We start from the raw sequence: 14,367 nt of genomic DNA, 5'->3' as shown, positions 1-14,367 counted from the left end.
TTGGCGCACGCGGGTCGAACGATATTTATTTTTTGGTACCTGCCCGTTCGGTACCTGCCCGCAAGGCCGAATCTAGACCAAGACGTGTGCCAGCTGTGCCTGAGCGATGACGCTGGTCCAGTCCTCAAAATCCGTGATTGGCGTGCACAGTCCCTCCCACGTGGTGACGGGAATACCACGGGCCTTTAACTCCATGACGATGAGCTCGCGGTCACCGTGGGCGGCCAACTGGTGGACCTCGTTATGGGTGATATCGCCGTCTACTCCCACGCGCACGTTTCCCAGCAGGCGCAGCCGCGGAGTAGTACCCGGTGCGCACTCGTGCGGCACGGCCTCCTCGAGCACCCCGGCAAGCCCCGCAAACCGACGAAGTAGACCGAACGGTGCAGTTTTTTCTGAGATGAGGTCTACGCACATGCCGGCGCTCAGGAGCCTTTCCGTGGCGGATAAGGCGGCAGGACCTTCTCCAATGATGGCAACACGCTGCATAAAAGTTCCTCCCCAGGCGAATCCAGTCGGTCCGAGATAGACTACATTGTCTATAAATCTAGTCCGCTCGGTTCAGAAATAAAACATTTTATTCTTTCCTTCGGCCAAGCTCAGCGCCGTTTCCGGAAAAACGTGCTGCGTGAGCTACCGGGGTTGCCTAGTGTGTGAGCTCATGAACCCAACGACGAACTTGCTGGATGGCGGAAAGCCCTTCCGCGATCCCCACATCTCGCCCGAAGGCACGCGCGATACCGCGCCGCTTTCCACTGACGTGGCCGCGCGCAATGAACAGCTAGTGGAAAAGTGGGCGGATAAGCTCGCCTACGAATCCGCAGAAAACATCACCGAGTGGGCCGCCGAGCACGCCCCTGGCCGGCTTGCGGCCACCATGTCCATGGAAAATACCGTGCTGGCAGAGCTCTCCCACCGCGCCGGGCTCGCAGCGGATCTCCTCTTCATTGATACCGGCTGGCACTTTCCAGAAACCCTCCAAGTGGCCGAAGAGGTGGATAAGCGCTACCCGGATCTCCCCCTTGTCCGCGTGCTGCCGCTGCTGAGCCCCGAAGAACAAGACGAGGTCTACGGCCCGCGCCTGTACGCGCGCGATACTGCCGCGTATAACCGCATGCGCAAGGTGGAGCCGTTGAACATGGCCATGGACCCTTATGCCGGATGGGTCACGGGCCTGCGCCGGGCCGATTCCGAGCACCGCGCCCACGCCCCGGCGCTCAGCCTGGACCGCACTGGGCGGTTAAAGATTTCGCCGATTATCACTTGGAACTTGGACGATACCGATCAGTACATCGCAGATAATGACCTCATCATCCACCCGCTGACCCTGCAGGGATACCGGTCCATCGGCGATGCGCCGTTGACCTTTCCGGTCGGCGACGGTGAGGACGCCCGCTCCGGGCGAGTATTTGGAGATGGCAAGACAGAATGCGGGTTACACGAATAATGAGCACACTTTCCCCACACCTACAAGACCTAGAAAATGAATCCATCCACATCCTGCGCGAGGTGGCCGGGCAATTCGATAAGGTAGGCATCCTCTTTTCCGGCGGCAAGGACTCCGTCGTCGTCTTCGAACTGGCCCGCCGCGCCTTCGCCCCGGCCACGGTGCCATTTGAATTGCTCCACGTGGATACCGGCCATAACTTCCCCGAGGTCATCAAATTCCGCGATGACTTGGTCGCAGAATCCGGTGCCCGCCTCCACGTCGCCCACGTTCAAGACTGGATCGATAGCGGCGAGCTGCAGGAACGGCCCGATGGAACGCGCAACCCGCTGCAGTCGGTGCCGCTGGTAGAGACCATCGCCAAGCGCGAGTACGACGCCGTGCTGGGTGGGGCCCGCCGCGATGAGGAGCGCGCCCGCGCCAAGGAACGCATCTTTTCCATCCGCGATTCCTTCGGTGGCTGGGACCCGCGCCGCCAGCGCCCCGAGCTGTGGGACCTGTACAACGGCGGCAAGATGGCCGGCGAAAACGTGCGCGTCTTTCCCATTTCTAACTGGACCGAATCCGATATTTGGGAATACATCGGCGCGCGCGGGCTCGAGCTGCCGCCCATTTATTATTCGCACCAGCGCGAGGTTTTCAACCGCGGCGGCATGTGGCTTTCCCCGGGCGAATGGGGCGGGCCGAAAGACGATGAGCAGCTAGAGACCCGCACCGTGCGCTACCGCACCGTCGGCGATATGTCCTGCACCGGTGCCGTCGACTCCACCGCATCCAGCCCCGATGAGGTGCTCGCGGAAATCTCCATTTCCACCCTGTCTGAGCGCGGCGCCACCCGCGCCGATGACAAACTTTCCGAATCCGCCATGGAAGACCGCAAGAAGGAAGGCTACTTCTGATGACGACTACCCTCGCGCCAAATGTCGGCGCCCTCAAACAGCGCGATACCCTGCGCTTATGCACCGCCGGCTCCGTTGATGACGGCAAATCCACCTTCGTCGGCCGCCTGCTCTATGACACCAAGTCCGTGCTCGCGGACCAGGTCGAGTCCATGGAGCGCTCTTCCTCCGATCGCGGTTTCGATGGCATGGATCTTTCCCTGCTTGTTGATGGCCTACGTGCCGAGCGCGAACAAGGCATCACCATCGACGTGGCTTACCGCTACTTCGCCACCGATAAGCGCACCTTCATCCTCGCCGATACCCCAGGCCACGTGCAGTACACCCGCAATACGGTCACCGGCATGTCTACCTCGCAGGTAGTGGTGCTGCTTATCGATGCCCGCCACGGCGTTGTCGAACAAACCCGCCGCCACCTCAACGTGGCCGCGCTTTTGGGCGTGCGCCACGTTGTCCTCGCGGTCAACAAGATCGACCTCGTGGACTATGACGAGCAGGTCTTCCGCGATATCGAGGCCGAATTCCATAAGATTGCGCAGCGCCTGGACATTACTGATACCACCGTCGTGCCCATTTCCGCGCTCAAGGGCGATAACGTGGTCGAGCGCTCTACCACCATGGACTGGTACGCCGGCCCCACCGTCCTCGAGGTGCTCGAGACCATCCCCGTCGCTACTGGCCGCGCCGATGAGCTGGACTTTCGCTTTCCCATCCAGTACGTCATCCGCGAGCACGCCACCGATTACCGCGGCTACGCTGGCCGTGTGAAAGCCGGATCCATCGCCGTGGGCGACGAGGTGCACCTCCCCGAAGGCCGCACCAGCACCGTCACCCAGATCGATACCGCCGATGGCCCTGTCTCCTCGGCCGCCGCCGGTGATTCGGTGACGCTGTTGCTTGCCGATGACGTCGATCTCACCCGCGGCGATCTCCTCGCCGGCGCTCAGCGTCCCCCGGCCACCCGGGAATTCGATGCCACGGTGGTAGGACTTACCGAAAAAGACCTGAAACCTAGCCAGATGGTAAAGCTGCGCTACGGATCCTCCTTGGTCAAGGCCCGCATCGCTGCCCTTGCCCGCACCTTGGATCTCGATGGCGTAACTGATGAGGATGATCCCGAGGCCGTTGTCATGAACGATATCGCCCACATCACCATTCAGACCCAGGCCGAACTGCCCGTGGAGGATTACGCCGCCCGCGGTGCCGTGGGTAACTTCCTGCTCATTGATCAATCCTCCGGCAATACCCTGGCCGCCGGCTTCGTTGGCCACCGCCTGCGCTAAGACTCATGTACCAAGCGCACAGATGTCTACAGCAACCGCGATTCGCTCGATGCTAGGGCGAATCCGAGGAGAACGCGGTAGCTGTAGACATATGTGGTGCGCGCTTCATCAGGACCATCGCCGAAAAGGCAGAAGCCCTTCTTAACAGGGATCGCTGAAGTCTGCGTTGTTATTTAGGGATCGGGCGTTGCCGCCGTACGTCGCCTTGAGTTCGCAGACTTTGTCCACGCTGTGGCCGGCATCGAAGTAGATCGCATAGGCCGTGCCTCCGTCGACTTGGCCGCGGAGAGAACTACAGGCATTGCCGGAAAGAATCTTGGAACCCGGGTATTTGTTTTGCACGCGTTGCGTCTCTGCTGACGGATCTTCGCCCACAGGAATGATGGCAGACTCGACGATCATGATGTAGCGGCCATCGCATTGATCATTTCCGGTGGATTGATCGGAGCGGATCTGGGTCTCCGTTGTCGTCTCCGTCGCAGGTTCAGGTTTCTCTGCGGCCGCGTCCTCATCCTCCTTACCGGTCTGCGCAGCCTCAGGGGAAGGACCTTCGGCGTATTCGGTTTCCTCTTGAGACGTGGTGACGGGGACAAAGGCGTCGACGTCAGTGGAATCAGCAGAGTCGCTGTTATTCGTGAGCGCCCACGTGACACCGGCGGTGATTGCGATGATGGCAATGATTGCGAGGACGATCATCGCCAAGCGTGCGGCCTTGCCATTTTTTCCACCATCACCTGTGGAATCTCCGGTGGGGGAAGAGGAATTCCACGATTGGTGCTGAGAGGGATCCGGCTGACCCAAAGAATTATTAGTCAACGAGGGAGCTCCTTTGCATGCTTCGGTTGGAGGATTGAGTAGAAAACTTGATGAGAATTAATGAAGTCGCGCCATACTATATCCATCCATTGCCTTAGGACCATTTAAAAAGTCGGGTTTTAGTACGGTAGGTACGCCCTAGTAACTAGGTAGATTCTTACTAGCACGGCTCAATTTCCTCAATAAGATCTTCTGGCACATTTTCTTCCTCCAAATAGCCGCGGGTATAGCAGGCAATTTCCGCTGGATGGATCATGCCATCCGGGCGCAGCCTATTCCAGCCGTTGCCACTCCACTGGAAGAGCGAGAAATGCGAGGTGCCGGATTCGGCCACATAAAGCCAGCGGTCATCGCAATGTAACTGGATGGGCCGATGGAGCTGGCCAACCGCTTCCCCGTAGTAACTGCCACATTTTTCTTCCGTGGATATGCTCTTTTCTTTCGATTCTTCCTTCGTGGAAGCCCCATCCTTCTGCTTGTTAGGCGCAGCCTCTTCTTGCTTTTGAAGCGCAGGGTCGTCCGTAGTGTCGGTGGATTCATCTTCCTCTGCACCGGGTGCATTCTTAGCGGAAGAATCCTGTAAATCAGAAAATGCGGGCTCCGCGGCCTCATTGGTAGAGCCTGCCGGCCTATTAAAGGAAAAGGTCACTCCCGCCACCAAGGCAATAACAGCGATGATGGCGATGGTGATCATCACGATCCGCTTGCCTTTACTTTTTTCGGTGCCTTCCTGGGCCTCGGCGCGCGGCGCACCGTCCAGCGCCGAGCCTGCTTGTGCGGCGGGGGACGATTCTGTTTCCTGCGAAGGGTTGTTCTTACTCACGAGAGATTCCTTAGACTAAAGCGCAGCGTCAAGCTAGAGATATGAATGGGTGTACGGAAAAAGACTGTCCTTAAACCATAGCTGGGACATTGGGGGGCTTGTCGCAGGAATTCTGGAACTCGGGCGTAGCCGAGCACAGTGCTCCCAGCGGCGCGGAAGGAAACCATCTGTGCAGGCGAGTCCAGCGACCACGTGGAGTGCAGGTATTGTCGCAGGCATGGAAAATTTATCTGGACGAACACTATTCGTGGCCGCTGTGGACGCCGAAGCTGCGCACATTCCAGCCAACGAAGCGCTGCTCATTACCGGAATCGGCACGATTCCAGCCGCGATTTCCCTGACCGAGGTATTGGCAGAGGCCCGCGCACACGATGCTTTGCCTGAGCGCGTGGTCAATATTGGTACGGCAGGCGCGCTTGTCGATGGCATGGATGGCGTCTTCGAGATCAATAAAGTAACCAAGCACGATTTCAAGCTAGAAGTGCTGACCGATATCAGCCGTTATCTCCTGCCAGAATTCATTGAGCTGGAGACCTCCGGCGAGCTTCCGGCACGCGGGCTGGCCACCGGTGACATGTTTGTCTCTACTACCGCATTGCGCAATGAGCTGGTGAAAAAATCCCAGCTATGCGATATGGAGGGCTATTCTATTGCCGCTACCTGCCAGCGCTTTGGTGTGCCCTGCACACTGCTGAAGCAGGTCTCCGATTCCGCTAATGAGGAATCGATGGGCACCTGGGCGGGTGTCCTGGATCGCAGCGCCCGCCAGCTGGCCGCAGCCGCAGCCGATTTAGGCTTCTTGCGCTAGCCGATGCCTCCACCGCCTTCCTCGCCGTTTCGCACGGCGGAGGAAGGGTGGGGCTTATTAGGCTAGCGGGCTCATGGCCGCGAAGAGCTGCTTTACCTTTTCGCGAGGAGACTCTTCGAGGGGGCTGTCGCTGTCGCCCTCTTCGCTGCTGTGCTTGTCCTCGGGGTCTGCGTCGTCCGTGTCCTCAGCTTCTTCGTCTTTGGACGTGGACTTGGAACCGGTGACGATCTCGATGTCCTCGGGGGAAACCTCGCCGGCGCGCAGCGCGGCCATCTCTGCGTGGTAGCGCAGGACAACAGTAATGGTCGCGGCGACTGGCACGGCAAGGAAAGCACCAACGATGCCGGCCAGGGTGGAGCCCACGGTGATGGAGAGCAAAACGATGGCCGCGTGCAGGCCCATGGCCCTGGACTGCAGGATGGGCTGGAGGACATTGCTTTCTACCTGCTGGACAATGATGATTAGCGCCAGAGCGAGCAGCGCATTGGTCAGCCCGTTGGAGACCAAGGCGATAATGACGGCCAAGGCGCCGGCGGTGACAGCACCGATGATGGGGATAAAGCCCGCGAAGAATGTGATGACGGCGATGGCCAGTGCCAGTGGCACCTGGAGGACCCAGAGGCCGAGGCCGATAAAGACGGCATCGACAAGCGCGACTAGGGCTTGGGCCTGAATGAAGCCAGACAACGTCTTCCACACGCGGGAAGTAAGTTCCGTGATGTGCCAGGCAGCGGAGTTACCGGTGTATTTGCGCAGCCAGGGCAGGAATCTATCGCCGTCTTTAATGATGAAGAAGGTGATAAAGAGCATGATGACGGTGGCTACCGCAATGGAGCTGGCCATGGAGAAACCGGAAAGCACGCCGGTGGCGATGGTGGAAGCCTGGCCCTTGGCAAAGGACACGATGTCCTCGAGGACCGACTGCAGTTGGTCCACCTCAATATCCAGTGGGGAATCATTGACCATCTTGGTCAGCTGCATAATGCCGGCTTCGGCTTCATTGATAAGCACTTTGGACTGCGCGGTGACCATGGGCGCCATGGCGGCAAAGATGCCGCCGAAAATAACCACCAAACCCAAAAGCGTTGTGACCGCTGCCAGGGTGCGGGGAAAGCCCTTGGAGCGCAGGTAGGCGCTAACTGGATAAAGCACCGTCGAGACCAAGATGGCGAGGATAACCGGCAGCAGACCCACCCAAATAAAGCGCAGCAGGAAACCCGCCAGGCCCAATCCTGCGACGATGAGGATAAAGCACACCGAAATCTTGGCCATGCTGCGGAAGTCCTTGGCCAGCACGGCGGATTTATTATCGCGATCGGCGGGATCGGCGGTGGCTACCTCAGCGCCCAATTGGGATTCATCGGGGGAGACCAGCGGCGCGACAAAGGGGTTCTTTGCGTCAGCCTTGCGGTTGACGGAGTTTTGCTCGAGCGTCGACGGATACTGCGCGCCCTGCGCCGAGTTCTGGCCCGGGTGCTGCTCGGTGCCGCTGGAAGAGTGGTTATCTGGCGTAGTCATTCATCTACTATGCCACACGAAACCACCTAGAGATAGCGCGGGAAAAGCAGAGAAAAAGGTAGCGCCCCACCCAATTCCCAGCAGAAAAAGGGCGGGAGAAGGTGGGGCGCTTAGTCACTGTGCCGCGGCGACGGCAACTGGCGTATTAGTCGCGCAGGTTGCCCACGTTGCGGATGATGCCGAAGCGGTGCATGGTCACGGAGACTGCCTGCTCGAGGAGGTAAGGCATGAGCTCACGGCGGCCATCGGCAAGCACGGGCTGGTCCAGCACCACGGAGTTGGAGCGCACCGCTGCCTCGTAAACGGAATCCGGCACGGTGCCCAGGGCGCGCACGCGGGAGGACTCGTCATTGGCCACGGCGGCGGCGAAGGAGCCATCAGAAATGGACTTCACGTCGAAGCCGAGCTCCTGCAGCTGGCCGGCAACCTCTGGGGCGGCGGAGATTTCCGTCTCGGTGCCGGTAATCCCGGAAGCCAGTACCTGGCGGGCGACATCGCGCAGCTTGTAGCCCTCACCCACGCGGATACGCAGCTTGGTTAGCAGCGGGCGGTAGCGGAAGCGGTTGGCTTCCGCGACCAACGCAGTGCGGTCGTGGGTGCGGCCGAATTCCTCGAGCCATGCAATCCGGTCCAGCTCGGCGGCGCGCCAGAGCCATTCCAGATCGTCCTGGCTGAGCTCATCAGAAAGCTCATCGCGCAGGCGCTGCAGAATCTTCACGCTGGCTGGGGCGATATCCACGTCGCGCGGCTTGAGCTCGCCATCGGTCCAGGTACCCATCTGGGCCACGTAGTTCGGGCCGCCGGCCTTGGCGCCCGGTCCCATGACGGATTTCTTCCAGCCACCGAAGGACTGGCGCTGGACAATCGCGCCGGTAATGCCGCGGTTGACGTAGGCGTTGCCCACCTCAACGTTGTCGATCCAGTACTCGATTTCCTTGTCATCCAGGGAGTGGATGCCGCCGGTCAGGCCATAGCCGGTGCTGTTTTGCCAAGCGATGGCCTCTTCCAAGGTATCGGCGTACATGATGCCAAGGATGGGGCCGAAGCACTCGTTCTTGTGGTACCAAGAGCCCGGTTGGACATTATCGCGAATGCCCGGGGACCACAGGGTGCCTTCCTCGTTGAGCTTCTCTGGCTTCAGCAGCCACTTCTCGCCCGGCTCCAGCTGGGTCAGGCCGCGCAGCAGCTTCTCGCTCGGCTTTTCAGCCAGGCCGTTCATCGTGGTGGTGATGTCATAGCCCGGGCCAGGCTTCAGGGTCTTGACGGAATCCAGCAGCTGCTCGCGCAGGCGCTTGGACTTGCCCGCAGCGCCAACGAAAATCACCAGCGAGGCTGCCGAACACTTCTGGCCGGAGTGACCGAAGGCGGAGTTGTACAGGTCCTGGATAGCCAGGTCCGGGTCGGCGGCCGGGGTGATGACCAGCGCGTTCTTGCCGGAGGTCTCCGCCATCAGGTTCATCTTGGGCTTCCAGGAGCGGAAGAGCGCGCCGGTATCGGATGCGCCGGTCAAGATGATGTTGTCCACGTCATCGTGGGAGAGCAGGGCCTTGCCGGCATCGCCTTCATCAGTAAGCACCAGCTGCACCAGATCCGGGTCCAAGCCTTCTGCTTCGAGTGCGGTACGGAAGGCCTCAACCACCATCTTGCCGCAGTGGACTACCTGGGGAGCAGGCTTGACGATGACCGCCGAGCCCGCAGCCAAGGAGGCCGCAATGCCGCCGGTAGGAATGGCGATGGGGAAGTTCCACGGTGGGGTCACCACGGTGACGGTGTGCGGGTGGAACTCGGAGTGTGCCTCTTCCAAGAAGCGCGCGGACTGCCCGTAGTAGGTGCAGAAGTCAATGGCTTCCGAGACCTCCGGGTCAGTCTGGGTGACCGTCTTATTTGCCTCGTAGGCTGCCACGGAGATGAAGTCCCCGCGCTTGGCTGCCAGCTGGTCCGCGACGGCGTCCAGGGCTGCGGCGCGCTCTGCGGCGGGGCGCTTGCCCCATTCGGTGCCCAATTCCTTGGCGCGGGCGACGTAGCTTTCAACAGCGGAGGGGTCGGTGACCTCTTGGACGCCGTGCTCACCGGGGTCATTCGCAAGCGCACGCTTGGCCCAGGTGCGGTTCGGGGTAATTGCCGGGTCCGTATCGGGCTCGTTCCTGAAGCGCCCGGAATCCGGCGCCTGGCGCCCGGAATCCTCGAGGCGGTTTTGGGTGCGGCGCGATCCAGCGAAGGTATCCCAGCGCTTGGCAACGGCCTTGCGGAACGTCTCTTCCTGGCTTGCCAGCGGTTCTTCGCCCGGGGCAAAGAGGGCGTAGAGGAAGTTCTGCGGCGCGGAGTTCTCCTCCAAGCGGCGCACCAGGTAGGACACGGCGACGTCAAAGTCATCTGCGTGGACCACCGGGGTGTAGAGGATCTGGCGGCCCTCGTAGACCTTGCGCACCGCTGCCTGCTGCGCCGGGGACATGCCCTGCAGCATCTCAGAATCCAGCATGTGCAGCACACCGCGCTTTACACCCAGCTCATAAGCCATGGCGGCGGTGTACAGGTTGTGGCTGGCCACACCAATGCGGATGCAGTCCGCGAATTCCTCCTGGAGGATGTAATCCAGCAGGCGGTAGTAGTTAGCGTCAACGTCCAGCTTGTTGGTGTAGGTAGCCAGCGGCCAGTCGTGGACTTCGCTTTCTGTGGTCTCCATGGACAGGTTGGCGCCCTTTACAATGCGCACCTTGACCTTGGCGCCGCCCTCTGCCACGCGCTGCTTGGCAAATTCCGCGATGTCCTGGAGGGCGTCGAAGGTATCGGGCAGGTAGGCCTGCAACACGATGCCGGATTCCAGGTTCTTGAACTCCGGCTCGCTCAAAAGGCTCTTGAACAGGCGCAGCGTCAGGTGGAGGTCGTGGTATTCCTCCATGTCCATGTTGATAAAGACCTGTGGGTTGCGGCGTGCGGCTTCCTGGTAGAGCGGGCGCAGGCGGTCCTTCAGGCGCTCCACGGAACTGCCGATGTCCCAGTTATTCAGCTGCGCCACCATCGAGGACGCCTTGACGGATACGTAGGTCACGCGCGGGTTCTTGATGAGCTCCAGCGTGCGGCGCGCGCGGGACATTGCTTCCTCTTCACCGAGCACGGCCTCACCCAGGAGGTTGAGGTTCAATTGCTCGCCGGAGGCAGCGGCCTTTTCCAGGGTGTCATTGAGTGCGTCCGATTCCGCGTCCAGCACCAGGTGGCCAACCATCTTGCGCATGTACAGGCGCGCTACCGGCATGACCAGGTTAGGCAGGATCGGGCCGAAGAAACCGCCGGCGCCGACGAGCGCGCCATTGATGCTGCCCAGGAAGGACGGATCGTACTGGGAAGAAATGTCCTTCAGCGCCTTGGCCGCGACCTTGTCATCTTCGGGGCGCATGACGCGGTCAACGAAGTCCATGGTGAACTTCACGCCATTGTCATCGCGCAACAGCTCCGCGAGTTGCTCGGTGGCCTTGTCCTTTTCATCTGCGGTGGAATCGAGCCAGCCCTGTGCGCGCTTAATGGCGGCGGGCAGTACGGCCTCAACATCATCGGATAGTGGCGTGCGGGTGTATGCGGGAGAAGTCATGTGGAATTCAACCTCTTTTTCGAAACGTGTACTTCCAGGTTGGTGGCCAACCCACACCGCGGTGTGGCCTTTGTGCTGTGCCTTTTAGCGCCGGTGGCAGAAAGTGGCTGGTAAGTCTTTGGAAATTGGAAAGCATGCGGGCTAATAGGACGCCGCATACGTGGCAGGGAGTGGAACACGCGGAGTGCGCGCGCCGCTGCTCGGTGGTTTAAACCAAGCGAATCAACAAGTCATAGTGCTACCGGTATTGGGGACCGGGGGCCTGTCGCTATGGCGGCGAACGCGTGCCAAGTTGGTGTTCAACACTCACCTGCTTTCTACACTGTGGCGATGTGGAGCTAGGGGACAGAAAAGAAAGCTCAGAAGTGATTTTCTATTCCGGTTCTAGCGTGGGCATCACCGGCCGAATGAAGCCGATTGATGCGCGGGAAATGCTATGTAGTTGTGTGTGAAATCAATTATAGGGTTGCCGATATAGTGATGCTAGTCTCGTTAGCAAAATCGGCTGTGGGGGTAAAAAGATAAAAAATAAAATCCCAGCATGTGGGGTTTAGAGGGGGTGGGGCCACGATTAAGGGCAGGCGCCATTCGCTGTTATGCAGCTATTTGCCGTACCCCGCTTTTAGCGCTTTGACCGCTAGCTCGAGACGAGACTTGGCGTGAAATTCGGTTAACAGGCTAGAAACGTATTTTTTTACCGTTCCCGGAGCATAGTGGGTGCTTTTTGCGATCTCTTCGTTGGATTTTCCCTCGCACACCAAATCGAGAATCTGCGCTTGAGCGGGTGAAATATGGTGCTCAGAGGCGGAAATCGCAGACGGAGATTGAGTGTCGTTGTCGCTCCATCCTGGCATTTGCTGGAATAAGCGCGTTAAAGGTTGGGGAGCTACGACCGTGCCACCGCGGACGGCCTCGCGCACCGTGTCCAAAATATAGGCCGGTTTCGAGCTCTTCAGGATATAGGCTGCCGCCTTATTGGACAGGACTTCCCTTAGGGTCTCGTCATTATCCATTGCGGTCATAGCAATGAATACCGGCGGATTAGGTAGCTCATTAAGCTTGCGCAGTAGCGTTGTGCCGTCCATCTCCGGCATATGAATATCCGCGATGACGGCATCGACATCGTGGCGTTCTAGCTGCTGTAATGCGGCTTTCCCATTTTCTGCGACGGCGACGATCTCCATATCTTCGGCCGCCGCGAAATAGTGGCCGAGTGCCTCGATGACCAGTGGATCATCATCGACTAGGAGCAGCGAAGTTTTTATTTGAAGCACCATGGGGCTGGGCAGCCAAAGACGAGCTCTGCCGAAGACTCGTACTTATTGTTTTGTGGGAGATCGCCTGGGGTGAGATCTGCCCCAAAGAGAGAAGCGGACAGCATGAGGGGCGTGAGAAAGCTAGCGAGGGCAGCCTGCATGGCACGACTCCTTTATATAAAAACCGGATTTATAAGAAACATACGTAAGTGTAGTAAAGGAATAGTGGCGCTGCCAGCGAAGGTGGCTGAACTAACGTTGTTTATGCGCAGACGGGGGCAGTGCGAGCGTGAGCTCCCAGTGATCATCGACGCGACCGGCCTCAAGCCGGGCATCGATAGTTGCCGCGAGTCGCGTCATCGAATTAATGCCTATACCGGAGGAAGTCTCCGGTGTGGTGCTCGTTGGCTTGGCAATAGGGTTACGGATAGTAAGGATCGTCCATCCCAAATGTGGTTGGGCCGATACGGTAATTTCTGCCCCGGGTGGTGAGTACTTGACGGCGTTGAGGCAAGCCTCCCTGGTGATGGCTTCGACCGAGTCAAGAACGGAGGGGGAAAACTGGGGGCAAAAATCTTCTCCGCTTACCTTAATAATTGGAGTGCGGTTGAGCTTAGATAGCTGTCCTTCTTCCCAGGCCAGTACCTGCGCAAAGTTTGTAGGATGTGGTTCTTGTTTAAAACTCAATTCATCGTTGATTCCGTCAATATTGGAACGCAAGACTTTAGTTAAAGCGCGTATTTCAGACATCGACGAGCGCATTGCATCGCTTAATTCATCGAGGCGCCGGCTGAGCTCCGGTGTACTGGCGTATTCCAAACTGAGCGCTTCTAGCTGCATGGTATTGACGGTAAGGCTGGAAATTACCGAGTTGTGCAGGGTTTCAGCTAGGTCAGATTGTCGGCGCTTAACATCGTTATTCCACTCCACCATGGCGGTTTTATAGCGCCGTGCGGAATGAGCGAGTGAGCTGCCGATGAAGGTGCTAATGACCAAGAAAATTCCCCAGACCAGTGCGGGTGTTGGATCGAGGACTAGCCGCAACGTACCAGGATCTACCAGGCCTACCAGCCAAAACACTGCGCAGAGAAGGATTGACTGCCACTTGGTGCTGCGAAAAGCGAATACGGCAAGGAATACCGGGGCTAAGAAAACGGAACTGGCGTAGGGGATTCCCACGGTAAGAATGGCGATAATCCAAATTGCCAGAAAACCCACTGCCATTGTCTTCGGGTACCGATAGGCAGCAGTCGTGATAGCCGTCAAAATTACCCCGACTATTGCCGCTGAAAGTTGGTGTTTAGTTGGGGTGAGAAATGCGGCGAAAAGCGTAAGTGCCAAGCAAATGATGGCGATCAGCGCTGCGGTGCGCTGTAGGGTCATCGCCGCGCGAAGGCGGTGGCGAAAGGGAAGTGGCGGGGTGAAAGTCAAGGTGGAATGCGCTTCTTTGGTGCTCAGACTGAATAGTTGCGAAAGGGCTTGTGGCGTCTCGCACCTAGCTTAAGGCCTGGAAGCGTGAAACCAGGGTTAAGTAGCAGGAAGTGTGTCTCGGTTTCAGCGTAAGCGCTGGTTAGCTTGTTTAAATAGGAGCTGAATAAGCTTCTGGGGCTTATTCGGCCCTGCTTTTTGTTCAATCCACCGGAATGGCACCTGCATGTGGTATGTGGTGAGCTGGTTGAATTTTCCGGTGACTACTAACCGACCAGAGCGTGTCAAGTTGTTTGTGTGTGGGGCTAGGTTTATAGGTATTTGTCGAAGCGGGCGGGAAAGGCTACGGCCATTTGGTTGATGGCTTGTTTCCAGCCGGAAACTCGGGCTCCTTCCACGAGCCTGCTGGCGGTAGCCGAGGCTCGTTTGCCTTGTTTCGCTCTCTTTGCGGCTCGTTTGTCTTCAATGTTGCAGATCATCAACCACAGCGTCTTGAGCGCGGA

Annotated in this window: 12 protein-coding genes and 1 pseudogene; 4 read left to right on the top strand and 9 right to left on the bottom strand. The window is 58.8% G+C overall.

Annotation, left to right across the window (positions count from 1 at the left end; translation table 11 throughout):
- Positions 1 to 72: 72 nt before the first annotated feature.
- The gene (locus tag HMPREF1257_RS09025; protein WP_023024157.1) at positions 73 to 489 is read right to left on the bottom strand and encodes a hypothetical protein; all 417 of its coding nucleotides are present in this window, start codon (positions 487 to 489) and stop codon (positions 73 to 75) included.
- A gap of 172 nt (positions 490 to 661) precedes the next feature.
- Here HMPREF1257_RS09025 and HMPREF1257_RS09020 point away from each other — a divergent pair, with 172 nt between their 5' ends.
- From HMPREF1257_RS09020 to HMPREF1257_RS09010, 3 genes are read left to right on the top strand one after another with little or no spacing between them, the layout of a single operon-like run.
- Entirely contained in the window at positions 662 to 1,447 is a 786-nt protein-coding gene (locus tag HMPREF1257_RS09020; RefSeq protein ID WP_023024154.1) for a phosphoadenylyl-sulfate reductase, read from the top strand.
- Positions 1,447 to 2,346 (top strand): sulfate adenylyltransferase subunit CysD, encoded by a 900-nt coding sequence (cysD, locus tag HMPREF1257_RS09015; protein ID WP_023024152.1) that lies wholly within the window; start codon positions 1,447 to 1,449, stop codon positions 2,344 to 2,346. The genes HMPREF1257_RS09020 and cysD overlap by 1 nt, the downstream gene beginning before the upstream one ends.
- On the top strand, positions 2,346 to 3,629 hold the full coding sequence (locus HMPREF1257_RS09010; protein WP_023024150.1) for a sulfate adenylyltransferase subunit 1: 1,284 nt from the start codon (positions 2,346 to 2,348) through the stop codon (positions 3,627 to 3,629). Before cysD ends, HMPREF1257_RS09010 begins: the two co-directional genes overlap by 1 nt.
- 141 nt (positions 3,630 to 3,770) lie before the next feature.
- On the opposite strand, the gene HMPREF1257_RS11655 is transcribed toward HMPREF1257_RS09010, so the two are convergent.
- Complete coding sequence (locus HMPREF1257_RS11655; protein WP_023024149.1) at positions 3,771 to 4,445, bottom strand: hypothetical protein; 675 nt, start codon at positions 4,443 to 4,445, stop codon at positions 3,771 to 3,773.
- Between the two features lie 160 nt (positions 4,446 to 4,605).
- Positions 4,606 to 5,268: a hypothetical protein gene (locus tag HMPREF1257_RS09000; RefSeq protein ID WP_023024147.1), complete on the bottom strand. Its 663-nt coding sequence runs from the start codon at positions 5,266 to 5,268 to the stop codon at positions 4,606 to 4,608.
- Between the two features lie 217 nt (positions 5,269 to 5,485).
- Here HMPREF1257_RS09000 and HMPREF1257_RS08995 point away from each other — a divergent pair, with 217 nt between their 5' ends.
- Positions 5,486 to 6,076, top strand: coding sequence for a nucleosidase (locus HMPREF1257_RS08995; protein ID WP_034659551.1), 591 nt, complete (start codon positions 5,486 to 5,488; stop codon positions 6,074 to 6,076).
- A gap of 57 nt (positions 6,077 to 6,133) precedes the next feature.
- On the opposite strand, the gene HMPREF1257_RS08990 is transcribed toward HMPREF1257_RS08995, so the two are convergent.
- The 6 genes and pseudogenes from HMPREF1257_RS08990 to HMPREF1257_RS08970 form a co-directional block, all read right to left on the bottom strand.
- Complete coding sequence (locus HMPREF1257_RS08990; protein WP_023024143.1) at positions 6,134 to 7,594, bottom strand: AI-2E family transporter; 1,461 nt, start codon at positions 7,592 to 7,594, stop codon at positions 6,134 to 6,136.
- Between the two features lie 145 nt (positions 7,595 to 7,739).
- Positions 7,740 to 11,180 carry a bifunctional proline dehydrogenase/L-glutamate gamma-semialdehyde dehydrogenase gene (locus tag HMPREF1257_RS08985; RefSeq protein WP_023024141.1) on the bottom strand — a complete coding sequence of 1,147 codons (3,441 nt, stop codon included), beginning with the start codon at positions 11,178 to 11,180 and terminating at the stop codon, positions 7,740 to 7,742.
- A 602-nt stretch (positions 11,181 to 11,782) separates the two neighbouring features.
- Complete coding sequence (locus HMPREF1257_RS08980) at positions 11,783 to 12,457, bottom strand: response regulator transcription factor (protein WP_023024139.1); 675 nt, start codon at positions 12,455 to 12,457, stop codon at positions 11,783 to 11,785.
- The gene (locus HMPREF1257_RS12410; protein WP_023024136.1) at positions 12,442 to 12,597 is read right to left on the bottom strand and encodes a hypothetical protein; all 156 of its coding nucleotides are present in this window, start codon (positions 12,595 to 12,597) and stop codon (positions 12,442 to 12,444) included. The genes HMPREF1257_RS08980 and HMPREF1257_RS12410 overlap by 16 nt, the downstream gene beginning before the upstream one ends.
- Positions 12,598 to 12,688: 91 nt before the next feature.
- The gene (locus HMPREF1257_RS08975; protein ID WP_232208554.1) at positions 12,689 to 13,867 is read right to left on the bottom strand and encodes a sensor histidine kinase; all 1,179 of its coding nucleotides are present in this window, start codon (positions 13,865 to 13,867) and stop codon (positions 12,689 to 12,691) included.
- Between the two features lie 308 nt (positions 13,868 to 14,175).
- A pseudogene (locus HMPREF1257_RS08970) lies at positions 14,176 to 14,367 on the bottom strand (IS256 family transposase); the annotation flags it as partial.

This window comes from Corynebacterium sp. KPL1814, assembly GCF_000478175.1.
Lineage (GTDB): Bacteria > Actinomycetota > Actinomycetes > Mycobacteriales > Mycobacteriaceae > Corynebacterium.
The sequence above is the reverse complement of the archived record's forward strand: the minus strand, read 5'-3'. Positions and strand labels throughout refer to the sequence as shown.

What these genes read in the sequence shown, in the direction of transcription:
- HMPREF1257_RS09025 (WP_023024157.1), bottom strand. Translation starts at nt 489, where the DNA reads ATGCAGCGTGTTGCCATCATTGGAGAAGGTCCTGCCGCCTTATCCGCC.
- HMPREF1257_RS09020 (WP_023024154.1), top strand. Translation starts at nt 662, where the DNA reads ATGAACCCAACGACGAACTTGCTGGATGGCGGAAAGCCCTTCCGCGAT.
- cysD (WP_023024152.1), top strand. Translation starts at nt 1,447, where the DNA reads ATGAGCACACTTTCCCCACACCTACAAGACCTAGAAAATGAATCCATC.
- HMPREF1257_RS09010 (WP_023024150.1), top strand. Translation starts at nt 2,346, where the DNA reads ATGACGACTACCCTCGCGCCAAATGTCGGCGCCCTCAAACAGCGCGAT.
- HMPREF1257_RS08995 (WP_034659551.1), top strand. Translation starts at nt 5,486, where the DNA reads ATGGAAAATTTATCTGGACGAACACTATTCGTGGCCGCTGTGGACGCC.
- HMPREF1257_RS08990 (WP_023024143.1), bottom strand. Translation starts at nt 7,594, where the DNA reads ATGACTACGCCAGATAACCACTCTTCCAGCGGCACCGAGCAGCACCCG.
- HMPREF1257_RS08985 (WP_023024141.1), bottom strand. Translation starts at nt 11,180, where the DNA reads ATGACTTCTCCCGCATACACCCGCACGCCACTATCCGATGATGTTGAG.
- HMPREF1257_RS08980 (WP_023024139.1), bottom strand. Translation starts at nt 12,457, where the DNA reads ATGGTGCTTCAAATAAAAACTTCGCTGCTCCTAGTCGATGATGATCCA.
- HMPREF1257_RS12410 (WP_023024136.1), bottom strand. Translation starts at nt 12,597, where the DNA reads ATGCAGGCTGCCCTCGCTAGCTTTCTCACGCCCCTCATGCTGTCCGCT.